This window comes from uncultured Negativibacillus sp. (genome assembly GCF_944388365.1).
GTDB lineage: Bacteria > Bacillota > Clostridia > Oscillospirales > Ruminococcaceae > Negativibacillus.
This window is the reverse complement of record NZ_CALXIN010000025.1, coordinates 1-23,950: the sequence shown is the minus strand read 5'-3', so window position 1 is coordinate 23,950 and position 23,950 is coordinate 1. Positions and strand designations below refer to the sequence as shown.

Here is a 23,950-nt window from a genome sequence, read left to right as displayed (position 1 = left end):
CCTTCCCAAGGTGGATGTGGCGAGTTCGAGTCTCGTAACCCGCTCCAAACATAAAAAAGCGGAGAATGTTTGATGACATTCTCCGCTTTTTTTATGTTTGCACACAGCAAGGACAAACGAATTTTTTTATAGGAAATACAGCGATGAAATTGCAATCCGACGCCGAGGATGTTATACTGAATCAGGAAAAACAAATAGAGAAAGCTCTTAAAAATATATTTTATAGGGAGGAATTTGTGATGAACATTCATTTTCAGGAAAGACGTCAACAGCTTCTCTGTGACAAAAAAGGACCTTGCATGCTGGTGATTTTTTCGGGAAAGGCACCGATGCGCTCCGCGGATGAAGCGTATCCGTTTGTTGTTGACCGCGACTTTTACTATCTGACCGGCATCGACCGCGAAAATATGATTCTGGTGATGACCAAGGACTATGCAGGAAATCAGGCGGAGATGCTCTATATCGAGCCATACGATGAGTTTAAGGCAAAATGGGTCGGCGGCAGAATGAAGGCTGACGAAGCGACTGCAATCAGTGAGATTCAGGATATTCGCTATCTGGAAGACTTTGACAGCGCTGTCAACAGCTTTGTCGACAGAAACCGCGGCGAAGGCAAGATGACCTTCTACCTTGACCTGTGGAAACACAACGCAGATCAGCTGCCATCTCAGGCACATCTGTTCGCACAGAAGGTGCAGGCAAACTATCCGGCAGCACAGATTGATGAAATCTTCGGCGATATTGTGAAGATGCGCGTGGTAAAATCCGAGGCAGAGATCGAAAAGATGCGCGTTGCTCAGGAGACTACCCGCCGTGCCATCGAAGCAATGATGAAGTTTGCATATCCAGGCGTCAACGAATGTGCACTGGAGGGCGCTTTTGACTTTGAGCTGGCAAAACAGGGCGTCAAAGAGCATGCCTTCCCAAGCATCGTAGCAGGCGGCGCCAGAGCGACTACCCTGCATTACAGCACCAACAACCAGAACGTCCAGGACAACGAGATGGTCCTGATCGACCTGGGAAGTGCCAATGAACATTACTGCGCAGATATTTCCCGTACCTTCCCAGTCAACGGCAAATTTACCGAGCGTCAGAAGGAAGTTTATAACGTTGTTCTGGCAGTACAGCAGCTGATTATCGACAGTGCAAGACCAGGTATGACCATGCTGGACCTCAACAATATGGTCATCGAATTCTATGAGAAGGAACTGCCGAAGATCGGTCTGCTCAAGGATGGCAAGACGGTCCGCGACTACTATTACCACAGCGTCAGCCACAGCCTGGGTCTGGATTGCCACGACGTTGTTACTCCGGCACTGCGCACTCTGCGTCCAGGTATGGTCATCACCGTAGAGCCAGGTCTGTACATCGCAGAGGAAGGCATTGGTGTCCGCATCGAGGACGATATTCTCATCACCGAGGAGAAGGCAATCAACCTTTCCGAAAATATCCTCAAGACAGTTGAGGACATCGAAGCATTGATGAAAAAATAAGGACCATCTGTGGGAGGAAATCAGCATGGAAAAAACAGCGTGCCTGATTGTGGATGTGCAGCAGGCACTGACCGATGCTCTGCCCGATCAGGGAGATGAACTGACCGAGCGCCTGGTGAAGCTGATCACCTGGTGCCACAATCAGATGGTTCCGGTTCTCTATGTCCGTCATGACGGTGGAGAAGGAGATGAACTGGAGCAGGGAAGCGACGGCTGGCAGATCGACCGCCGTCTCCGCCCCAGAGCTGAGGAAGTAATCATCGAAAAATCGTACTGCAGCGCGTTTCTGGAGACAGATCTGGAAAGCTGGTGCAGCGAACAGGGAATTACCCAGCTGATCGTCGCAGGAATGCAGACCGAGTTCTGTATCGACGCGACCATTCAGTCGGCGTTTGAGCGGGGATATCAGGTGCTTGTGCCGCAGGGATGCTGCGCAACCTATGACAATGAATATCTTTCCGCACAGCAGATGGAGGAACTTTTTGAACAGAAGATCTGGCAGGGAAGATACGCCCAGCTGTTCTCGTTGGAAAGTTTGCTCAGTCAGCAGGTGAAAAAGTAAATCAAACAAAGTAAACGGGGTGTGGAATTTTCCACACCCCGTTTGTTGTGCTCTCATAATTTCGGTTGCTCTTTTGGTAAAGTTGGATTCACAGGCTGAAAACTAGCTCGGCATACAATGCCAATGTGCAAAACACTTTTCTTTTGGCTTCACCTTTTCTTTTAGCAAAGTAGGGCAATGTTTTACTTCCTGCCTAAAACATGCTTTGCTTTCATTGCCCCTGAGAATGTCGCTTCGCTCCATTCTCCCAACCATCATCTTTGCGCCATAGGCGAACACTTTTCTTTTGGCTTCACCTTTTCTTTTAGCAAAGAAAAGGTGAAAAAAAATCCCCCTCTGCATAATCGCAGAGGGGGATTTTACTTGCGCGGGAAAATTATTCAGCGGTCTCTTCAGAAACTTCTTCAGCAGCTTCTTCGGATGCTTCCTCAGCGTTTTCGTCCAGCAGAGCCTTCATCGACAGGCTGACACGTTTCTTGTCGAAGTCGATGTCGGTGATCTTAACCTGAACTTCCTGACCGATGGTCAGAACGTCCTGAGGTTTGTTGATTCTCTCGTTGGAGATCTGAGAAATGTGGATCAGGCCGTCAACGCCTGGGATGATCTGAGCGAATGCACCGAAAGCAGTCATGGAAACAACTTTAGCGGTAACTACGCTGCCGATCTCGTAATCTCTCTTGAGAACTTCCCAAGGATTGTCCTCGGTTTTCTTGTAGCCCAAGGAGATCTTCTTGTTTTCAACGTCGATGTCCTTAACATAAACATCCAGAACGTCGCCAACTTTGACAACATCGGAAGGATGTTTGATTCTCAGCCAGGACAGCTCAGAGATGTGAACCATGCCGTCTACGCCGCCCAGATCAACAAATGCGCCGTAGCTGGTGATGGATTTGACAACGCCCTGATAACGTTTGCCAACTTCAACTTCGCTCCAGAATTTTTCTTCCAGAGCTTTCTTCTGCTCTTTGAGAACGTCTTTGATCGAGCCAACAGCTCTGTGACGTTTCTCGTTGACTTCGCGGATAACAAAATCAACCTTCTGTTTGAGCAGCTGCTCGAGTGGTTCGTTCTTGGAAACACCGGACAGGGAAGCTGGGATGAATACTTTGACGCCTTCGGTAACAGCCAGAACGCCGCCTTTTACAACGTCGGTAACGGTGCCGGAGAGAACTTCGCCGGTACCAGCAGCAGCCATAACCTTTTCAAAACCAGCCTGAGCATCCAGACGTTTCTTGGACAGCATAACAGTACCTTCTACGTCGTTGACACGCAGAACAACCAGTTCGATTTCATCGCCTTTTTTAACGATGTCTTCTGGTTTGAGGCTAGGATCGCTGGTCAGCTCGGACAGCGGCACATAGCCGGTGTGTTTTGTACCGATATCGACAGTGATCTCATTTGGAGCAATGCCGGTAACGATTGCTTTCACCCTTTCTCCTGTATATGTACTCTTGAAGGACTGGTTCAGCATCTCTTCAAAGGACATTTCCTCTTCTTTTACAATCTCACTCATGGTTTTTTGTACCTCCTTAATTATACGCACCGGTGTTGAAGCACCGGCAGTAACACCGACTCGACTGCCTGCATCAATCTGGCAGACAACATCTGCTCGACCGCTCAAAAGTTCCCGCGCTGTCTCGACCCAAATAGTCGTACAGAACCGGCCGCAAATGTCCGACAATTTTTTTGTATTGGAGCTGTGTCTGCCGCCGATTACTATCATGAAATCCGAAACTTCTGCCAATTGTGCAGCTTCTGTTTGTCTCATCAATGTAGCTTTACATATTGTATCAAATATTTTCAGATTTGTATACAGGTTTTTCGCAGTTTCTACGCATTTTTGCCACTCCGACGTGTTAAAAGTGGTCTGAGCGACCATTACGCTGGTCATTTTGGACAGATTTGCATGTTTTTCGGTCAGATTCCGCAATTCCTCAGCTGATTGGAAAGTAACACACGTTACATTACAATGTCCCATGATTCCCTGAATTTCGGGATGATTACTGTCTCCGGCGATCAGCAGAAGGGCTCCTTCGGGCTGGTCGGCAGCGATCTTTTGGATGCGCTGTACATTGGGACAGGTGGCGTCGATATAGGGAATCTCATTTTGTTCCAGCGCCTCATATACCTTGCGGGCAACACCGTGGGAGCGGATGATGACCGGCACAAAGGGAAGGCCCTGCTGTTTGCGGGAGAGCTCCTGCTCCAGCAGTTCTTCCAGCGAAGGAACGGGAATGGCGCCCAGTGACTTGAGCTCATCGACCACCTGCGAATTGTGGATGATTTCTCCGAGGGTGAACAGCTTAGGAGAGGTGGGCAGAGAGCTGCATTGCAGCTGCTCATAAACGGTGTCCACGGCACGGCGCACACCAAAGCAGAAACCGGCGGTTTTTGCGACAGTTACCGGCATACAATCTTCCTTTCGGTAAAAAATTACAGGTTTTGTGTTTTCAGCTCTTCCATGATGCCATGCAGAGTACGGGTAGCCTCTTTGAGCTGACGCGCATGGGTCAGATCGGCAGTATCTGCATTTTCTGCCGGCTGGATTCCCAGCTCCTCACAGGTGACGAGCTTTCCATAGTTGACCACGACGCGGGAGCGGAAGCTCTTTTTCGGGTCACAGTAGGTGATGGTGACAGGCAGAACCGGCGCGCCGGTCTGCTGGGCGATCAAGGCAAGACCCGATTTGAAGCGGAGCAGCTGACCGTCCTTGGAGCGGGTGCCCTCTGGAAACAGTCCCAGCACTTCCTTGTCCCTGATGACCTGTTTGGCAGTTTCGATGGCGCTCATATCGCCGCTGCCGCGGGAAACAGGGAAGGCTTTCAGCCAGCGGATGACATGTTTGAGCACCGGAATGTCGAACAGCTCCGCCTTTGCCATGAAATGAATATAGGTTTTGCGGACGCCCTGACAGACGATCATCGGGTCGATAGCCGAACAGTGGTTGCTGGCAAGGATATAGCCTCCTTGATCAGGTTCATTTTCGCGGCCGTTGATCTGTAAGCGAAACCAGATGTGCCACAGCAGATTGACCGCACGCATTGCGATTGCATAAAACAAGTTGTATCGTTCCTTTCGGATGGATTAGATTGAACAGCCAAGTTCCTTTGCTTTCTCCAGAATCATCTGTTTGATGAGGGTGACTGTCTGTTCAAAGTTGATGGTGGTGGTGTCCAGCAGGACGGCATCCTCAGCCTGTCGCAACGGAGCGGCAACACGGGTGGAATCCTGATGGTCGCGCTGGATGACATCCCGCAGAATTTCCTCATACTCCGCCGACTGTCCCTTTTGCACATATTCGAGATACCGGCGGTGCGCACGGGATTCGGGCGAAGCGGTCAGGAAGATTTTCAGCTCGGCGTCCGGGATGACCACCGTTCCGATGTCCCGTCCGTCCATGACCAGGCTCTGTTTTTTTGCCATGGTCTGCTGCAGCTCGAGCAGAAAAGCGCGGACCGCAGGGATGGCGGAAACGTTGGAAGCAGCCATCGAAGCCTCCGGTGTGCGGATTGCCTCGGAGACATCCTCTCCGTTTAAATAGATGCGCTGACCGTTTGCAGGATCATAGCGGGTCTGCAGGTCGATGTTCGAAAGACAGTCTGTCACCTGGGCGGCATCTTTGGTATCCAGCCCTTTGCGAAGAACGTACAGACCGATGCTGCGATACATGGCGCCGGTGTCCACATAGATGATCGAAAGATCCTTGGCGATTTGTTTAGCGACGGTGCTTTTTCCGGCGCCGGAAGGCCCGTCGATGGCAACACGAATCATAGATTTCCCTCCACAATCAAGACTTTTTTTATTATAGCATAAATTTCGCGGGAGAGGACAGCTTTCTTCAAAAAAAGTTACCGTTCCGACTCGGGAATATAGGCGTAGTTGTGGTCAACGGTGATGATGCAATAATAGTTGCCCAGTTCCTTGACGCGGGCATAGATGGTCTGCTTGATCTGGCTGTCGGTGAGCGAGAAGGCTGGCGGAATGACGATGTCAAACACCAGGTTGGTGTGGGTAGGACCGGTGACGGCGCGGAAGTCGTGGATGCTCAGCTCTTTGCTGATCGACTTGACGATGTCGTTGACCTGAGCCTTGAGCAGATTGGTCTGTTCATCGTCGGTGACAACAGGGTCCATGTGGATGACCAGATTGATGTTCATTTCCTTGCCGACCTCACGCTCGATGTTGTCGATGATGTCGTGGCTGACCAGAATATCGACGTTGGCAGGAACCTCCGCATGAACCGAGGCAAAGGTCTGGCCGTGACCATAGCTGTGGACCTGAAGGTCGTGCATGCCGATGACACCGTCGTAGGCGGTGATGCGGTCGCCCAGTTCGCGGATGAAGTCAGGATCGGGTGCTTCTCCCAGCAGAGGATTGCCGGTCTCGATGACCAGCTTGATGCCGGCAACGGTGATGAAGATGGCAACCACCATACCCATCCATCCGTCGATCGGAATGGAGGTGAAAGCGTAGAAGATGGTGCTGATCAGGACAGCGGAGGTGGCAAAAACGTCGTTGAGGCTGTCGGCAGCGGTGGCCTGCAGCGCCTCGGAGGAGATGCGTTTGCCCAGGGTGCGGTTAAACAGTCCCTGCCAGAGTTTGGTGAGGATGGACACCACCAGAACGCCCATGGTGACAAGGGAAACAGAGATTTCTTCGGGGTGCAGAATCTTGTCCAGCGAGCTGCGCATCAGCTGCAAGCCCAGCAGGATGATGATAAACGAAACTGCCATGCCGCAGATATATTCCATTCTGGCGTGACCGTAAGGATGTTCAGGGTCAGCAGGCTTTGCTGCGATCTTAAAGCCGACCAGGGTGATGACCGAGGAACCGGCATCCGAAAGGTTGTTGACGGCGTCGGCGGTGATGGCGATGCTGCCCGAAATCAATCCGGTAAACAGCTTGATGAAGAACAGAAAAATATTGGAGAGGATGCCCACTGCAGCAGCCAGGATGCCATAACGCTGACGCACAGCGGTATTTCGGGTGTCCTCCCAGTTGGGAACAAAGCGTTCAATCAGCATTTGAATCATAAAAATCATGCCTTTCTGTACGAAAATGTTGTCGTATAAAACCTTCTTATTGTAACGCAAAAAACTGCCGAATGCAATTAAGAAAAAGGGATTTTTTGTAAATGGCGATTGTCTGCCGGAATAAACTGTGATAAACTGGAAAGGACTAAAAACAGGTGCTTTTGATTGGGAAAGCACAGGAGGGAAACGGATTGGAAAAAAGCAGAGAGGTTTTGGAACTGACCACACGCATCGGAGAGGTGCTTTTGAAAAACGGAGGAGAGATCTTCCGAGTGCAGCAGACCATGCAGATGATTGCAAAAGCCTACGGTATCAAAAACTTTCATGTATATGTGCTGGCAAACGGCATCTTTGTTTCCATCGAGGAAAACGGGTATGAAATGCGAAAGCAGATACAGACCGAATCGCCCGAGCTGGAGATTGCCAGCCAGATCCGCTATGTTCCGCTGTCCTCGGTGCATCTGGGACGGGTAGCGGCGGTCAACAATCTCTCCCGTGAGATTGTTGCTCAGAAGTATACCGTTGCTCAGGCATGGGAGCGCATCGAACAGATTGAGAAAATCCCGTTTACCAGCAATGCTCTTCAGGTGCTTTTCTCAGGTCTGGGCTCCGGCTCCTTCTGCTATCTGCTGGGCGGCAGTCTGATCGACAGCGCAGCCTCCTTTTTGTCAGGTATGCTGCTGTGGTGCTTTGTGCTGTTTATTTCTAACCGCAAAGCCAACAAAATTATGGTCAATATCCTCAGCAGCGCACTGGTTACCCTGACCGGTATTTTGTTCTATCTGTTTTTGTTTGGCGAGAACATGGATAAAATCATCATCGGTTCGATCATCCCGCTGCTGCCAGGAGTGCCGCTGACCAATTCTATCCGCGATTTTCTCAACGGAGATTATCTTTCCGGCACCATCCGCATGATTGATGCCGTTCTGGTGGCCTGCTGTATTGCGCTGGGCGTCGGCGTGGTGCTGCGCATCTTTCCGGTGATCACCGGTATTACCATTTGAGCAAAGGAGGAAGACATTGATGGAAATGCTGATGCAGGTTGTGGTGGCATTCGTTGCTACCGTTTCTTTTGCAGTGCTGTTTCAGGTGCCAAAGGAACAGTATCTTTATTCGGGAATCTGCGGCGCAGTGGGCTGGCTGTGCTACCTGTTGGTGATGAACAGCTACCCGTCTCCGACCGTCTCTTCCTTTGCGGCAGTGGTGGCGCTGACTTTGATGGCGCGCATCTTTGCAGTGCGCCGCAAAACACCGGTCACGGTGTTTTTGATCTGTGGTTTGTTCCCGCTCGTTCCTGGTGCGGGCATCTATTACACTGCGTATAATTTTATCATGGGATATAACGACCTTGCCGTGGCAAAGGGCATCGAAACGATCAAGATTGCGGTTGCTATTGCATTGGCGATCGTCTGCACCTTCTCGCTGCCTGCGCCGGTTTTGGGAAAATTGTCCGGCGTGAGAAAAAAGTTGTAAACAGGACAAAACCGCTGTTTTTGTCAGAAAACAGCGGTTTTGTCCTGTTTTTTTGCAGCTGCAGAGCGTAAAAAACAGGTAAAATGAGATAAAATTTGCGAAAAAACAGCAGGAGAAAGATAAACTCGATGTTAAGAATAGAGATGAAGGACAAAGACTTTAGACAATCCTGACAACAAAATGTGGAATTTACTGGTAGATTGTCTAAGTTTTTTTGCAAAAAGGTTCAAAAAAAGGACAAAAGATAGAAAGAAACGATTATTAACAGAAAAAACATTGCGCCGGATAGGGTGAAATGGTAGAATAATAAAGATATTGTTACCTTATGCGGTTTGCTGTTTTTTTAAGAAATGATAGTCAAACCGCCCTTTTGTGTTGTCCAAAAGCAGGAGTGGCAGGACCGTCTGTGCGGACAGCAGATTTTAAAGAGGAATGGAGAACTGAATCGTGAAAGAGAAGAAAGGATTGAGCAGGTACCGCAAACAGATCGTTTTTCTGATGGACCTGGTCATCGCCAATATCGTTTACTTTGCAATGATTTTCTGGGTTCCGATCAGAAATGGCACAGAATGGCAGCAGATTCTTTCCTGGATGCCAAACTTCGGATTGATGATCCTGTGCCTGTGCGGTTTTCTGTGGGCATCCAAGTCCTATGACAGTTTGTGGAGATATGCTGAGACCGACGAATACATCTCCATGATCCTCATGGGAGCGTTGGCGTATGTGGTCTACTTTGTGGTGCAGAAGCTGCTGCCGATCCCTAAGATCCCCAGCGTGCTTTCGATGTGCATTTATTCGATGTCGCTGCTATTGATGATGACGGCGCGTTTTATCTATCGAAAATACCGCATGCACGAGACCAGCAAAAACCAGGAAAAAAAGGTGCGCTGTGCAATTATCGGTGCAGGCAATGCCGGTGTTGGACTGCTTAACGAGATCAAGAACAATGCGCGCAACCACTATCAGCCGGTCTGCTTCTTCGATGACGACCCTGAAAAGATTGGCAAGTTTATCCACGGCGTTGAGGTCAAAGGTAAGATCGACATGATGCCGCTGCTTTTGCGCAACACGATGGTCACCGAGATTATCTTCGCGATCCCTTCGGCTGATCCGATCCGCCGCAAGGAGATTCTGGAGATGTGTTCCTCGCTGCACTGCCATGTCAAGGTGCTTCCGGATACTCTTGCAGCGGTTCAGGATGGCAATCTGAGCCAGAATGTGCGCAATGTCAAGATCGACGACCTGCTGGGCCGTGAACGCATCATCTTCAACAACCAGGACGTCTTTGACTTTTTGCGCGGCAAGGTGGTCATGGTCACCGGCGGCGGCGGTTCCATCGGTTCGGAGCTGTGCCGTCAGATCGCCAAACGAAACCCGAAGGAACTGATTGTTGTCGATATTTACGAAAACAATGCCTACGACCTTCAGCAGGAGCTGAAGATGGAATACAAGGACAAGCTTAACCTCAAGGTGGAGATCGCCTCGGTGCGCGACCGTGAAAAGGTGCGCAAGCTGATGGACTTCTACCGTCCGCAGATCATCTTCCATGCGGCTGCACATAAGCATGTTCCGCTGATGGAGGAGTGTCCGGAGGAAGCGGTCAAGAACAATGTCTTTGGTACCTACAACGTGGTACACGCCGCCGACGAATTTGGCGTCGATAAATTTGTGCTGATCTCCACCGACAAGGCGGTCAACCCGACCAACGTCATGGGTGCGACCAAACGTTTCTGCGAGATGATTCTGCAGAGCATGAAGGGAATCAGCCACACCGAATATGTTGCGGTGCGCTTTGGCAATGTGCTTGGCTCCAACGGTTCGGTTATCCCGCTGTTCCGCCGTCAGATCGAGGCGGGCGGTCCGGTCACCGTCACCGACAAGCGCATCATCCGTTACTTCATGACCATTCCGGAGGCTGCCCAACTGGTGCTGGAAGCCGGCGCTATGGCGGCAAGCTCGGAGGTTTTTGTGCTGGATATGGGACAGCCGGTCAAGATTCTGGATCTGGCGGAAAACCTTATCAAGCTGTCGGGCTATGTTCCTTATGTGGACATCGACATCGTGGAAACAGGGCTTCGTCCAGGAGAAAAGCTGTATGAGGAGCTGTTGATGAAGAGCGATGGTCTGATGAAAACCACCAGCAGCAAGATCTTCATCGAGCGCCAGCAGGAGATCTCTCAGGAGGAGATGGACCACAAACTGCAGATTTTGTCCGATGCGCTTAAAAAAGGCGGCAGGGAGAATGTCCGCCAGGCGATGAAGCAGGTTGTGCCGACCTACCGTGACCCGGATGAGGTCAACCGTGAGGTTGCAAAAGAAGAGGAAACCAAATAGAGAGAACAGGGAAAGGAGAGGACAGTATGCATCAGAGCATTCAGGGCAAAGAAGTGACCTTTAAGGATGTGCTGATTTTGTTCCTCAAAAAGTTTGAGAGGATATTTTTGGTAGCGGTGGCGTTTGCTGTGGTATTTGCAGCTTACGGTGGATTTCGCGGCTACCGTTCGATCAGCGGAGAACGCTATCAGCAGCTGTGGGATGATTACCAGATCAAGCTGGATGAATACAACGACTCCACCGAAAAGCTCAGCAGCAGCATCGAACAGGATCAGCAGCGGCTGGAAAGCAAGGTTCAGTATACCGAGGAAAGTGTATACTACAATCTGGATGCCTACAATGAAGCTGTCAGCGAACTGATCTTCTATGTGGATACCGGCTATCAGATCGTGCCGAGCCAGTATTATCAGTCTCCCAACAAGACCGGCGAGATTGTCAGCGCCTACTGCGATGCCTACCGCAGTGCACAGCTGTATGACGATCTGCGGGAGATTCTGGGCTCCGACCTCGATATTAAATACATCGATGAGCTGCTGACCATTGAGCGCGCGGGTGATGTACAGGTCAAGGACAGCATCGGCAATGTCACCGTCAAACACAGCGACGGCAACGAGGGCGTCATCGTCATCCGTGCACGTGCACAGGACGAAGAAACTGCCTCCAAGATCACAGACTATGTCTTTGACTATCTCAAAGAAAATCTGAGCGATGCGATTGCACCGCATACCACCACCGTTATCTCCGATTCCAGTATGATTATGGTCGATGAAACACTGGCGGAATTCCAGCGCCAGACCGACACGGAGATTGAAGAGCTGCAGGAAACCATCAAGACCAACGAGGCAGAACTGGCAACCTTACAGCGCGACATGCCGGTGGAACCGTCGGTTTCGATGATGAGCGTCATCAAAAAGGCGATTCTGTTTGGAATTATTGGCGGCGTACTCGGCGGCATCATCATCTGCCTGTGGGTGCTGCTCAGCTACCTGGCAGACAACCGTCTGGACGGCGCTTATCAGCTGGCAAAGCTTTATAACCTGGAACTGTTTGCAGTGGCACACACCGGAGAGAAGAAACGTCGTCCACTGTTCCATAAACTGATCGACCACATCGAGGGCAACGCAGAACGCCAGATCTTCGACGATGTTGCGCAGGCCTGTGCCTACACTGCAGCTTCGATTGGTGCGATGGCAAAGGGACAGAAGCTGACCGTCGCGCTGGCAAGCAGCGGCGACAGCGAACAGATGCAGCAGCTTGCAAAGGCGCTGGCATCCTGTTCTGACCAGACGGTTACCTATCAGTGCTGCCCGTCGATGCTCAAAAATGCAGCTTCGATTGAAACCATTGCGCAGGCGGATGCGGTCGTTCTGGTGGAACAGAGCGGCGTATCGCTCATCAGCGAGATCAACCGTGAAATCATCCGTCTGGAAAAATCAGAGAAAGAGATTCTGGGTATTCTGCTGGCAGAGTAGTGCGGCAGATTTTCCACAGAACAGATGTTAATGAAAACGAAAGGGATGGATCGTCTTATGAAAATTCCGTTTTCTCCGCCGGATGTCGGCGAAGCTGAGATTGAACAGGTCGTTGAAGCGCTGCGCTCCGGCTGGATCACCACCGGACCAAAGACCAAGGAGTTGGAACGTCAGGTGGCGCAGTTCTGCCACACCAGCAGAGCGGTCTGCTTAAACTCTGCGACTGCTGCGCTGGAGCTGACGCTGCATCAGCTGGGCATCGGTCCAGGCGATGAGGTCATTACCTGCGCTTATACCTATACGGCTTCTGCCAGCGTCGTCTGCCATGTCGGAGCAAAGCTGGTGCTGGTAGACTGCCAGCCGGACAGCTTTGAGATGGACTACGATGCGCTGGAAAATGCCATCACCGAGAAAACCAAGGCGATCATTCCGGTGGATATCGGCGGCAAGGTCTGCGACTATGACCGCATCTTTGCCATCGTGGAGGAGAAAAAATCCCTCTTCACGCCATCCGAGAACAAGATTCAGCAGGCGCTGGGCAGAGTAGCGGTCGTCGCTGATGCCGCTCATGCCTTTGGTGCAAGATGGCACGGCAAGATGTGCGGCGAGATCGCCGACTTTACCGCTTTCTCCTTCCACGCAGTCAAAAACTTTACTACTGCCGAGGGTGGCGCCGTTGTCTGGAGAGATCTCGACGGCATCGACAATGAGGACCTGTACAAAAAATACATGCTGCTCTCGCTGCACGGTCAGTCCAAGGATGCGCTGGCAAAGACCCAGCTGGGTGCATGGGAATATGATATTGTCATCACCGGCTACAAGTGCAACATGACCGACATTATGGCGGGCATCGGACTGGCACAGATGAAGCGTTATCCAGAACTTCTGCAGCGCCGCAGAGAGATCATCGGCCGCTATGACGCCGTGATGGACACCCTGCCGGTCAGCGTGCTGCGCCACTATGGCGACGATTTTGCTTCGAGCGGTCATCTGTATCTGGTGCGCTTAAACGGCAAGGATGAGCAGTACCGCAACGACTTTATCGTCAAGATGGCACAGCGGGATGTGGCGACCAACGTCCACTATAAACCGCTGCCGATGCACACTGCATACAAGGCGCTGGGCTTTGATATCAAAGACTATCCAAACGCCTTCCATATGTATCAGAATGAAGTGACACTGCCGCTGCACACGCTGCTCACCGATGAACAGGTGGAGTATGTGCTGGACAGCTTTGTCAGTGTCTTGAAGGGATAGGTGAACGGTTTTGCTGAAACCATGGGAGCAGCTTCCACCGTCGCTGCAAAACGACAGCGTGCGCCCGTATTATGACGCCTTGTCCCGCAAAAAAGGACAGCTTGTCTGCAAACGAATCTTTGATTTTCTCCTGTCGGCTGTTTTGTTGGTGGTATTGTCGCCGGTGATGCTGGTGCTTGCCATCGCCATCAAGCTGGATTCGCCTGGAACGGTCATGTTTCGTCAGGTGCGTGTCACCCAGTACGGAAAAGAGTTTCGCATCTTTAAGTTCCGCACCATGGTGCAGAATGCGCCGCAGCTGGGTACGCAGGTCACCGTCGCAGGCGACAGCCGCATCACCAGAATGGGGCATCTGCTCCGCCGCTGCCGCCTCGACGAGCTGCCGCAGCTGTTAAACATCCTGCGCGGCGAGATGAGCTTTGTCGGTACCCGACCAGAGGTGCCAAAGTATGTGGCGCGCTATACGCCGCAGATGATGGCGACGCTCCTGCTGCCGGCGGGAGTGACTTCGCAGGCCTCCATCCTTTATAAAGACGAGGATCGGCTGCTGAGTGCGGCTGAAAATGCCGACGAAACCTATGTGCAGCAGGTGCTGCCTGGCAAGATGGAGTATAATCTGCAGAGTCTGATGGAGTTTTCGTTCTGGGGAGAGCTGAAAACCATGCTGGATACGGTGCTGGCAGTGCTGCACTAGTTCAAGAGAAGAAGGGCAGAGGAGATTTATGAGGGTTTGGATCATCAATCATTATGCAATTCCACCGTCGATGGGTGGACTGGTGCGCCACTACTATTTTTCCAAGTATCTGCATCAGATGGGACACGAGGTCCGCATCTTTACCGCCAGTGAGATCCACAATACCAATATCAATATGATCCGCGACGGATCGCTTTACAAAGAAGAAACGATGGACGGTGTGCCGTATACCTTCCTGAAAACAAGGGATTATACCGGCAACGGTCTGTCCAGAATTTATAATATGCTGGAATTTCCACTGCGAATTCAACAGGCAGTAAAGAAATTCGTCAAAAATGGAGAGAAACCGGACGTCATCTACACCTCTGCACCGACTATCTTTGCAGCAGGCTCGGCGCTGATTGCCGCACGCAGGCTGAAGGTGCCGTGTGTGGTCGAGGTGCGCGACATCTGGCCGGAGTCGATCGTCGAATACAAGGGAATGTCCCGCAAAAATCCGATTATTCTGGTGCTGTACCAGCTGGAAAAGTGGCTGTACAAACATGCCGATCGCCTGATCTTTACCATGGAAGGCGGCAAGGACTACATCCGCGAAAAAGGCTGGGAAAAGGCAGTTCCTTTGGATAAAATCGAGAACCTCAACAACGGCGTCGATCTGGAGGAATTTGACCATAACCGTGAGCAGTACAAGCTGGACGATCCTGATCTGCTCGACGACAGCACCTTCAAGGTGGTCTACACCGGCTCGATCCGCCTGGTCAACAACCTGAGTAAGGTGGTCGAGATGGCGGAATATATGAAGCAGCACGGGCAGGACAACATCCGTTTCCTGCTGTACGGCGACGGTACCGAGCGCGAGGAGCTCATCCAACAGTGCAAGGAGAAGGGGCTGGACAACATCCGCTTCCCTGGCAAGGTGGAGAAAAAGTATGTTCCGTTCATCCTCTCGCGCTCCGACCTCAACCTCAACCACGTCAAGCAGACCGGAATCATGCGCTTTGGATGCAGCCTCAACAAGCAGTTTGACTACTTTGCAAGTGCGCGTCCGGTGCTGTCCGACCTGACGGTCAGCTATGACCTGATCGAGCGGTATCACGCAGGAATTACACTTCCTACCCAGGATACCGAGGCGATGTGCAAAGAGGTGCTGCGCTTTGCACAGATGCCAAAGGAGGAGTATCAGCAGATCTGCCGCAATGCACGCCATGCTGCCGAGCAGTATGACTATCGTGCGCTCAGCGAAAAGCTGCTGGGAATCCTGAACAAAGCAATGCAGTAATCAACAAATTGTATTTTATAAGAAATATATAACTGATTGGAAGGAAGAAGATATGACCAAGGTTTGCCATTTTTCCAGCGCCCACGCGCCCAACGATACCCGTATCTTTCACAAACAGTGTGCTTCGCTGGCAAAGGCAGGGTATGACGTCACCTTTGTGGTCAAGGCAAAGGATGCGCAGTCGGTGGGAGAAAGCGTCGAAAAGGGTGCAAAGGTCGTACAGGTGCCGGTGGACAGCTCCTCGAGACTCAAAAGGATGCTGTTTGGCGCCAAGGCGGTCTACCAGAAGGCGCTGGAGGAGGACGCGGACATCTATGAATTCCACGACCCTGAGCTGCTGCCCTACGGACTGAAGCTTGCAAAGAAGGGCAAAAAGGTAATTTTTGACAGCCACGAGGACTATCCGACCCAGATCATGGAGAAGGAGTGGATTCCTGCCTTTCTGCGCAGAATCATTTCTGGGGTATATAAAAGCTACGAAACCCATGTGGTCAGACAGCTGGATGCGGTGCTGTTCCCCTGTACCAAAAACGGAGTGGACATCTTTGCAGGCCGCGCCAAACGAACCGTTATCATCTCCAATGCGGTCATGCTCGAGGAGATGCTTTCCCCTGAGGAGTGTACTGCTCAGAAGGACGGAAAGACTGTCTGCTGCACCGGAAGCCTTACCTATCAGAGGGGCATCACCCATCTGATTCGGGCGGCGGATCTTGCCGGCGTCAAGCTGATTCTGGCAGGAAAGTATTCCAGCGACAGCTACCAGAGGGAGTTGGAAGCGATGCCGGAGTACCGCTGCGTGGAGTATCTTGGCTACCTGGGACGACAGGAATTGGCACAGGTGTATGCGCGTTCCAGCGCCGGCATGTCCACTATCCTCAATGTGGGACAGTATGCAAGCCTGGATAACTTCCCGACCAAGGTATATGAATATATGGCGGCAGGACTGCCGGTGGTGGTCTCGGATTATCCGTTCATGCGCCGTTCGGTGCAGGAGGATGGCTTTGGTGTCACTGTCGATCCGGCGGATGTGCAGGCGATTGCCAAAGCGATTCAAACGGTTCTGGGCGATGCGGATGCCGCAAAACAGATGGGAGAAAATGGCCGCAGAGCGGTTTTGAACAAATATAACTGGGGTATTGAGCAGGAAAAACTGTTTGCTCTGTATGCAGAGCTTGCAAAAGAGAAAGGTTTGGCTTAGAAGGAGTCATTATGCTTACGTATATTTTATCCAGAGGGGTACCTACCCCGCGTTATTCGACAAACGGAGTTTTTGAGTTTGACCAGGCGCGGGCGCTGGCAGAGGCCGGCTGCAAGGTGGTCTTTCTGGCATTGGATCTGCGTTCCATCCGCCGCACCAGACGCTGGGGCTTCCAGTCGTACGAGCGCGACGGCGTATCGGTGCGGGTGCTCAGTGTGCCGCTGGGAAATCTTCCAAAGAAGATTTTCTATCCCATCGGAGAATGGGCGCTGCAGCGGCTGTACAACCGTGCTGTGCGGGAATTTGGCAGACCGGATGTTCTTCATGCACACTTTACCGACTATGCCTATCTGGCGGCAAAGCTCAAGGAGAAAGAGCATTTTCCGCTGGTAGTCACCGAGCATTCCTCGCTGGTCAATCAGGAGCGGCTGCCAAAGGACATCGCCGGTGCGGTGAAAACGGCATTTGCGGCGGCGGACCGCCTGATCGCGGTCAGTCCGGCGCTGGCACAGCACATGGAGGAGCACAGCAAACGTCATGTAGAGTGGATACCGGATATGGTGGACACCGAGCTGTTTTGTTACAGCGACCACCACGAGCGTCAGCGTGCGCTGCGTGAGGAGGTCGAGATGGAGGAGGAAGGCGGCGAGTTTTCCTTCCTCAGCTGTGGAAACCTGCGCAAAATCAAGCGCATGGATGTGCTGATTAAAGCCTTTGCAAAAGCTTTTGCCGAGTGTCCGAAGGTGCGTCTGACCATCTGCGGACAGGGCGAGGAGGAAGGCGTGCTTCGTAAGCTTATTCACGACCTTGGCATGGAGGAACGCATTCAGATGCTGGGGCTTCGTCCGCGCGAGGAGATCGCACAGCGGCTCAGCGATTCCGACTGCTTTGTGCTGGCATCGGTGTCCGAGACGTTTGGCGTTTCCTATCTGGAGGCGCTGTCCTGCGGCGTTCCGGTCATTGCGACCCGCTGCGGAGGTCCGGAGTGCTTTGTCAATGACCACAACGGCATGATGGTGGAGCCGGACGATGTGGATGCACTTTCCAGTGCGATGCTCACCATGTACTGCAACGACGGCAGCTATAATCGCGCGGCGATCGCGGCGCAGATTCGGGAAAACTATTCCTCTCAGGCGGTCGCATCCCGACTGATGCAGGAGTATCAGCAGCTGATCGGTGCAGAAAAACGGGAATTGGAAAAGGCTTTTGCCTAAAAACAGGGACGTTTACATAGCAAGTGTGCTATAATGGAAAAAAGTCATGAATCATAAAATTTTGTTGTACAAAGGGGAGGTGCTGCCGGCAGTGGAAGAATCAAAGTATATTCGCCAGAATAAGGGATTTTCCTTTCTGCATCTCCCAAGGGAGCTGTGTGCGCTGTTTGTGCTGCTGTGGGGCATCAATCCGGAGTCGTTTATGTATAACTGGGTGATGTACGCCGGAGTGGTTGTGCTGTGGGCAGGATTTGCCATGATTTCCGAGTGGCAGCTGTTCTGGAAAACGGTGCTGCATCCGGCGATGCTGCTAAGCTTTGGATGGCCGGTGCTGCTGGCAGTTTATGCGGTCATGGGCCATGTGGAATTTCCGTTCCATCATCTGTTGATGCCGATTTTCTATCTGATGTTCTGGTTCTACTATTCAAGGGAGGATCGGTTTGCGCTCAAGCTGCTGACCTTTGCGGTGGTCGCCTACTTCCTGCTGATTAACGTCGGCACGGTGTTTGCACTGCGGCAAAATCCCGATGTTTCCCGACTGCTTGCAAACGGTGACCCTGAGGTGACCGGACCGCTGGCAAGTCCAATCACGGGAGGATACCAGCACATCTATTCGCTGACCATGTTCACCGTGGCGGTGGTAGGCATCATCTGGTACTACCGTCCCAAGCTGTTTGAAACGATCGGCTGGGGATTGGTCGTTCTGCTGGGACTGCTGGTCATCGTAATGAGCAACTACTCGTTTGCGATTTTGTTTGTCTTTGCGTTTTCGCTGCTGGTGCTCTGCCGGCTGCCCAAACATGGCGGACCTACGACAGCCATCTTGCTGGCGTGCTGTCTGGCGGCACTGGTGGTGGTGCCAAATCTGTACCGTATTTTCTACTTTATTGCGGAGAATACCGACAGCCTGAAGATGCAGCTTCGTTTTATCGAGGTCGGCAACCTCTTGAGCGGCAGCGGTATCACCGAGGGAAGCGATGCGGGAACCAGAATCGACCTGTATACCACCTCGCTCAAAACCTTTTTGACCTCTCCTCTGTTTGGTGTAGGAGATTTGATCCTCAAAAATGCAGAAAACCCGCGGGAGATTGTGGGCGGACACTCGATTGTGTGCGACTACCTTGCCTACTATGGTCTGGTGGGAAGCATTCTGTTCCACAGCATCCTGATTACAAACTTTGCCAGAATCGAAAAACGGCTGGACCGCCGCGGACGATTTTTATATCTGGTGGTCTTTGTGCTGTACTATGCGCAGATCACCGTCAATGCCGGATACAATGAACCTTTGATTGAAACACTGTTCCTGACGGTTCCATCGCTGTTGATTTTGACGGGAGAAAGAACAGCGAAAGAAAAACAGCCGGCGGTTTCGTCGCGCTATCTTCGCCTGAGAAAGGAGAACGCATGAACAAGCAGAAGCTTTCTGAGCTTTGGGACAAGCTGTGGGAAGGAATCAAAACCCTGCACAAAAGGGGATTTTTCCACATCATTGCCGGTTCCACGCTGGCAAAAATCGCGGGCTTTGTTTCGGTGTTTTTTCTGCCGCGTTTTCTTTCCAAGGCTGACTATGGACTGCTCACCTATGTAGAAAATATCCGAAACTATGTGATGCTCTTTAACGGCATCGGCATCACCAATGCCACCCTGCGCTTTTGTGCGCAGCAGGGCAGCGATGAGGAGAAAAAAGGGTACTTTGTTGCCTCCTTAAAAATCGGTATCTTTGCGGATGTTTTTCTGATTGTGCTGACAACGGCGGCCTTTCTGGTCATTCCGTTTCCGTATGAGGGAGCGCGCTTTCAGCTGGTGATTTCGTCCTGTCTGCCGATCTTCTACTTTTTGTTTACCGATATTCAGCTGCTGCTGCGGGCAACTTTCCAAAATCAGCGCTATTCGGTTTATAACTTCACCTATTCGTTCCTGCTGATGATCTTCCAGATTGTCTTTGCAGTGCTGTGGGGCGTCACCGGCGTCATGATTGGAAAATATCTGTCGATGGCACTCTGTGTGCTGATGGGATACCTGCTCATCCGCGACCTGCCGATGATGAAGGTCAAGGCCATCAAGCTGGATTGGCATGAAATCAAGACGATCATCCGCTTTGGCATTGTTATGCTCACCGCTTCGGCGACCTCGACGGTGATGAGCTACAACGAAACGTTCATCGTCGGACAGCTGCTCAAGGACGAGGAGCTGCTGGCGGAGTACCGTGTGGCAGCAAACATCCTGTCCATCTCGCTGTTTTTGCTGGAGGCGCTGCTGGTATTCATCCTGCCGTACTTTATCCAGCATATCAAAGACAAGCAATGGATCTGGGAAAATTACAAAAAGCTGTTTGTCATCAACGGCACAGTGATGACGCTGTTCCACCTGGGACTGTTTATTTTCGCCAAGCTCTACCTGTTTATCTTTGCAGGACCGGAGTATATGGGAGCGGTCAGTCTGGTGCGGATGTTCCTGGTGGCATCGTGGATTCAGGCGGTGTTCCGAGGAATCTCGGGCAACATCCTGGCGGTGACCGGCGAGGAAAAATTTAATCTGAAAATCAACATTGTGTTTGTAGTCGTCCATGCGGTGATCGACATTGCTGCGGTCAGCCTGCTGGGTATCTACGGCGCGGCAATCGCTCTGATTGTCGTCTACTTCTTGTCAGGGCTTATAATGAACATTCATTTAAGAAATATATGCAAAAACAGATTGGAGAGATGAACCATGATGAAAAATGAATTGCTCCGCAAAATAGAAAATAAGGAAATTGTTGTCGGAGTTGTTGGTCTGGGTTATGTTGGTCTGCCGCTGGCTGTTGAAAAGGCAAAAGCCGGCTTCAAAACCATCGGTTTTGACGTTCAGCAGCAGAAGGTAGAGATGGTCAATGCAGGCCATAACTACATCGGCGACGTTGTGGACAGCGACTTGGCCGAGATTGTAAAGAGCGGCATGCTCTCTGCAACCACCGACTTCAGCTTTGTCAAGGACGTTGACTTTATCGCAATCTGTGTTCCGACTCCACTGGATGCACACCAGCAGCCGGATATCAGCTATGTCCGCGACTCTGCTACCTCGGTATCCAAATACCTGAAGAAGGGAACCATGGTTGTTCTGGAGTCCACCACCTACCCAGGCACCACCGAAGAACTGATTAAACCAATCCTCGAAAACGGCTCCGGCCTCAAATGCGGCGAGGACTTCTACCTCGGCTTCTCTCCGGAACGTGTCGATCCAGGAAACCTCATCTACAAGACCAAGAACACTCCAAAGGTTGTTGGCGCAATCGGCAAGGACGCTACCGAGGTAATTGCTGCAATGTACCGTGCAGTTCTGGAAGGCGAAGTTTACGAGGTATCCTGCCCAGCAGTTGCTGAGATGGAAAAGATTCTGGAGAACACCTACCGCAACATCAACATCGGTCTGGTCAACGAGCTGGCAATGCTGTGCAACGAGATGGGCATCAGCATGTGGGAAGTTGTTGACGCTGCAAAGACAAAACCATACGGCTTCCAGGCATTCTATCCAGGTCCAGGTCTTGGCGGTCACTGCATCCCGCTCGACCCATACTACCTCTCCTGGAAAGCAAGAGAGTACGGATTCCATACATCCATGATCGAAAGCTCGATGATGATCAACGATAAGATGCCGGAATACTGTGTTGACCGCGCTGCAAAGCTGCTCAACAAGGTGAAAAAGGCAATGAACGGCTCCAAGGTACTGGTTCTGGGTGTTGCATACAAACAGGACATCGACGACTACCGTGAGAGCCCAGCGCTGAAGGTCATTGACGTACTGGAGCGCGAGGGTGCAGAGGTTACCTTCTTCGATCCATGGGTCAAAGAATACAAACATAACGGACAGGTTCGTCAGAGCATTCCTGCACTGACCGAGGACGTCCTCAAAGCAGCAGACCTTGTCATGATTACCACTGCACACACCAACATTGATTATGACATGGTACAGAAGAATGCAGCACTGATCTTCGATACCAAGAATGCAATGAAGAACATCGCAAACCGTGAGAATATCGAAGTTCTGTAATCGTTTTCCACCTTTTCTTTGCTAAAAGAAAAGTGCTCGCCTGCTGCGAAAAATAAGTGACATAGGGGCGAAAAAAAGTTTTTGCTTGAGCTTTTTACAAAAAGCTCATAGGGGTACGGGGGCAACGCCCCTGTGTCACTTAATAAAAATGAAATAAGCATAGGTAGAGGAGCGACAATCTGTCGTTCGCAGTTTCGATTGCTGCGGTACGTCAGTACCTTGCCTGCAATGCAGGCAGATGAACCCTCGTGCTCCGTTTTGGTGCGAACGCGGTTCTCGTTTGAGAAAAACACAAGCAGGCTGGGCCTGCAAGGAGGAATATCAGGATGAAATATGCTTTAATTGGCTGTGGAAGAATTGCAACCAACCATGTCAAGGCGGTGCTCAACAATCACCTGGAATTTGCAGCAGTCTGCGATGTTGTGCCGGAGCAGATGGAAAATCTGCTGGCAAAACATGAGCTGAACAACGATCCTTCCATCCACCGCTATACCGACTACAAAGAGATGATCGAAAAGGAACAGCCGCAGCTGGTCGGCATCGCCACCGAAAGCGGCGTTCACGCTGAGATTGCGCTGTACTGCATCGACCACGGCGTCAATGTTATCATCGAAAAACCGATGGCGATGAGCATGGCGGACGCAAACGAGATTATCCGCCGCAGCGAGGAAAAGGGCGTCAAGGTTTCGGCCTGCCATCAGAACCGATTCAACGTAGCGGTTCAGCAGATGAGAAAAGCGCTGGAAGCAGGACGCTTCGGCAAGCTTTCTCACGGTTCGATCCACGTTCGCTGGAACCGCAACCGCGACTACTACGACCAGGCAAAATGGAGAGGCACCTGGGCACAGGACGGCGGCGCACTGATGAACCAGTGTATCCACGGCATCGACCTGCTGCGCTGGATGATGGGCGGCGAGGTTGACGAAGTTTACGGTGTCACCAGACAGCAGTTCCATCACTACCTGGAAGCAGAGGACATCGGCATGGCAGTCGTCAAGTTCAAAAACGGCGCAGTTGCTACTGTCGAAGGCACCACCAACGTTTATCCGAAGAACCTGGAGGAGACCCTCTACCTCTTTGGTGAGAACGGTACTGTCAAGCTGGGCGGCAAATCCACCAACAACATCGACGTCTGGGATTTTGCAGACGAAGGTGAGGAGGACCAGAAGAACAAGGGTCTTCAGGAAGCGACCAGCAACGTTTACGGCAACGGTCACACCAGCCTGTACGCCGATGTTATCGACGCCATTGAGCACGACCGCAAGCCATATGTCGATGCTTACGCAGGCAGAAACGCGCTGGAAATGGTACTGGCGATCTACAAGAGCCAGAAGGAAGGCAAGCCGGTCAAGCTGCCGCTGAGCGATTTTGCAAGCATTGATATGAAAGGCGAATTCTAGTCCACCTTTTCTTTGCTAAAAGAAAAGGTGGAGCCAAAAGAAAAGTGTTTCGCGAATTGGCTTTGTGGTGAACGGAAGTTTTGATCTCGCGAACCCATCTTTACTGAAAGAAAAGGTGGAGCCAAAAGAAAAGTGTTTGCCTACGGCGCAAGACGATAGTTGGGAGAATGGAGCGAAGCGACATTCTCAGGGGCAATGAAAGCAAAACCAGTTTTGAGTAGAAAGCAAAACATTGCCCTCGCGTATCGGCTTTGTGGTGAACGGAAGTTTTCAGCTCGCGGCAATGTCTTTACTAAAAGAAAAGATGGAGCCAAAAGAAAAGTGTTTGCCTACGGCGCAAAGACGATACTAGGGTCAATGAAAGCAAAGCCTGTTTTGAGCAGAAAAGATGATGGTTGGGAGAATGGAGCAAAGCGACATTCTCGGGGGCAATGAAAACAAAGCCTGTTTTGAGCAGAAAAGATGATGGTTGGGAGAATGGAGCAAAGCGACATTCTCGGGGGCAATGAAAACAA

At 51.4% G+C, this 23,950-nt stretch carries 19 protein-coding genes; 15 read left to right on the top strand and 4 right to left on the bottom strand.

Features of this window, described 5'->3' with window-relative positions:
• The first annotated feature begins 239 nt into the window (after positions 1-239).
• Together Q0L39_RS05470 and Q0L39_RS05465 are read left to right on the top strand one after the other, a co-directional pair.
• A complete protein-coding gene (locus Q0L39_RS05470) occupies positions 240-1,493 on the top strand; it encodes an aminopeptidase P family protein (RefSeq protein WP_296627369.1) in 1,254 nt (417 codons plus the stop codon).
• A 25-nt stretch (positions 1,494-1,518) separates the two neighbouring features.
• Complete coding sequence (locus Q0L39_RS05465; RefSeq protein ID WP_296627367.1) at positions 1,519-2,055, top strand: cysteine hydrolase family protein; 537 nt, start codon at positions 1,519-1,521, stop codon at positions 2,053-2,055.
• Between the two features lie 376 nt (positions 2,056-2,431).
• On the opposite strand, the gene Q0L39_RS05460 is transcribed toward Q0L39_RS05465, so the two are convergent.
• The 4 genes from Q0L39_RS05460 to Q0L39_RS05445 form a co-directional block, all read right to left on the bottom strand.
• Complete coding sequence (locus Q0L39_RS05460; RefSeq protein ID WP_296627366.1) at positions 2,432-4,465, bottom strand: bifunctional 4-hydroxy-3-methylbut-2-enyl diphosphate reductase/30S ribosomal protein S1; 2,034 nt, start codon at positions 4,463-4,465, stop codon at positions 2,432-2,434.
• 23 nt (positions 4,466-4,488) lie between these two features.
• Positions 4,489-5,115: a lysophospholipid acyltransferase family protein gene (locus Q0L39_RS05455; protein WP_296627364.1), complete on the bottom strand. Its 627-nt coding sequence runs from the start codon at positions 5,113-5,115 to the stop codon at positions 4,489-4,491.
• A gap of 24 nt (positions 5,116-5,139) precedes the next feature.
• Positions 5,140-5,826 (bottom strand): (d)CMP kinase, encoded by a 687-nt coding sequence (gene cmk, locus Q0L39_RS05450; protein ID WP_296627362.1) that lies wholly within the window; start codon positions 5,824-5,826, stop codon positions 5,140-5,142.
• 77 nt (positions 5,827-5,903) lie between these two features.
• On the bottom strand, positions 5,904-7,088 hold the full coding sequence (locus Q0L39_RS05445) for a cation diffusion facilitator family transporter (protein WP_296627360.1): 1,185 nt from the start codon (positions 7,086-7,088) through the stop codon (positions 5,904-5,906).
• Positions 7,089-7,279: 191 nt separating this feature from the next.
• Here Q0L39_RS05445 and Q0L39_RS05440 point away from each other — a divergent pair, with 191 nt between their 5' ends.
• The 13 genes from Q0L39_RS05440 (at position 7,280) to Q0L39_RS05380 (ending at position 23,435) form a co-directional block, all read left to right on the top strand.
• Positions 7,280-8,092, top strand: a complete 813-nt coding sequence (locus tag Q0L39_RS05440) for a threonine/serine exporter ThrE family protein (RefSeq protein ID WP_296627358.1) — start codon at positions 7,280-7,282, stop codon at positions 8,090-8,092.
• 16 nt (positions 8,093-8,108) lie between these two features.
• Positions 8,109-8,561 carry a threonine/serine exporter family protein gene (locus tag Q0L39_RS05435; protein ID WP_296627357.1) on the top strand — a complete coding sequence of 151 codons (453 nt, stop codon included), beginning with the start codon at positions 8,109-8,111 and terminating at the stop codon, positions 8,559-8,561.
• A 447-nt stretch (positions 8,562-9,008) separates the two neighbouring features.
• Positions 9,009-10,895, top strand: coding sequence for a nucleoside-diphosphate sugar epimerase/dehydratase (locus Q0L39_RS05430; RefSeq protein WP_296627355.1), 1,887 nt, complete (start codon positions 9,009-9,011; stop codon positions 10,893-10,895).
• Between the two features lie 26 nt (positions 10,896-10,921).
• Entirely contained in the window at positions 10,922-12,367 is a 1,446-nt protein-coding gene (locus tag Q0L39_RS05425) for a hypothetical protein (RefSeq protein ID WP_296627353.1), read from the top strand.
• A 57-nt stretch (positions 12,368-12,424) separates the two neighbouring features.
• Positions 12,425-13,624, top strand: coding sequence for a DegT/DnrJ/EryC1/StrS family aminotransferase (locus Q0L39_RS05420; RefSeq protein WP_296627350.1), 1,200 nt, complete (start codon positions 12,425-12,427; stop codon positions 13,622-13,624).
• Between the two features lie 13 nt (positions 13,625-13,637).
• A complete protein-coding gene (locus Q0L39_RS05415; RefSeq protein WP_296627372.1) occupies positions 13,638-14,318 on the top strand; it encodes a sugar transferase in 681 nt (226 codons plus the stop codon).
• 28 nt (positions 14,319-14,346) lie between these two features.
• Positions 14,347-15,597: a glycosyltransferase family 4 protein gene (locus Q0L39_RS05410; RefSeq protein ID WP_296627349.1), complete on the top strand. Its 1,251-nt coding sequence runs from the start codon at positions 14,347-14,349 to the stop codon at positions 15,595-15,597.
• Positions 15,598-15,649: 52 nt separating this feature from the next.
• Entirely contained in the window at positions 15,650-16,795 is a 1,146-nt protein-coding gene (locus tag Q0L39_RS05405; RefSeq protein WP_296627347.1) for a glycosyltransferase family 4 protein, read from the top strand.
• A gap of 11 nt (positions 16,796-16,806) precedes the next feature.
• A complete protein-coding gene (locus Q0L39_RS05400) occupies positions 16,807-18,009 on the top strand; it encodes a glycosyltransferase (protein ID WP_296627345.1) in 1,203 nt (400 codons plus the stop codon).
• A 46-nt stretch (positions 18,010-18,055) separates the two neighbouring features.
• Entirely contained in the window at positions 18,056-19,417 is a 1,362-nt protein-coding gene (locus Q0L39_RS05395) for an O-antigen ligase family protein (RefSeq protein WP_296627344.1), read from the top strand.
• Positions 19,414-20,715 (top strand): oligosaccharide flippase family protein, encoded by a 1,302-nt coding sequence (locus Q0L39_RS05390; RefSeq protein WP_296627342.1) that lies wholly within the window; start codon positions 19,414-19,416, stop codon positions 20,713-20,715. Before Q0L39_RS05395 ends, Q0L39_RS05390 begins: the two co-directional genes overlap by 4 nt.
• Positions 20,716-20,721: 6 nt before the next feature.
• Positions 20,722-22,035, top strand: coding sequence for a nucleotide sugar dehydrogenase (locus Q0L39_RS05385; RefSeq protein WP_296627370.1), 1,314 nt, complete (start codon positions 20,722-20,724; stop codon positions 22,033-22,035).
• A gap of 326 nt (positions 22,036-22,361) precedes the next feature.
• On the top strand, positions 22,362-23,435 hold the full coding sequence (locus tag Q0L39_RS05380) for a Gfo/Idh/MocA family oxidoreductase (RefSeq protein WP_296627340.1): 1,074 nt from the start codon (positions 22,362-22,364) through the stop codon (positions 23,433-23,435).
• Positions 23,436-23,950 lie beyond the last annotated feature (515 nt).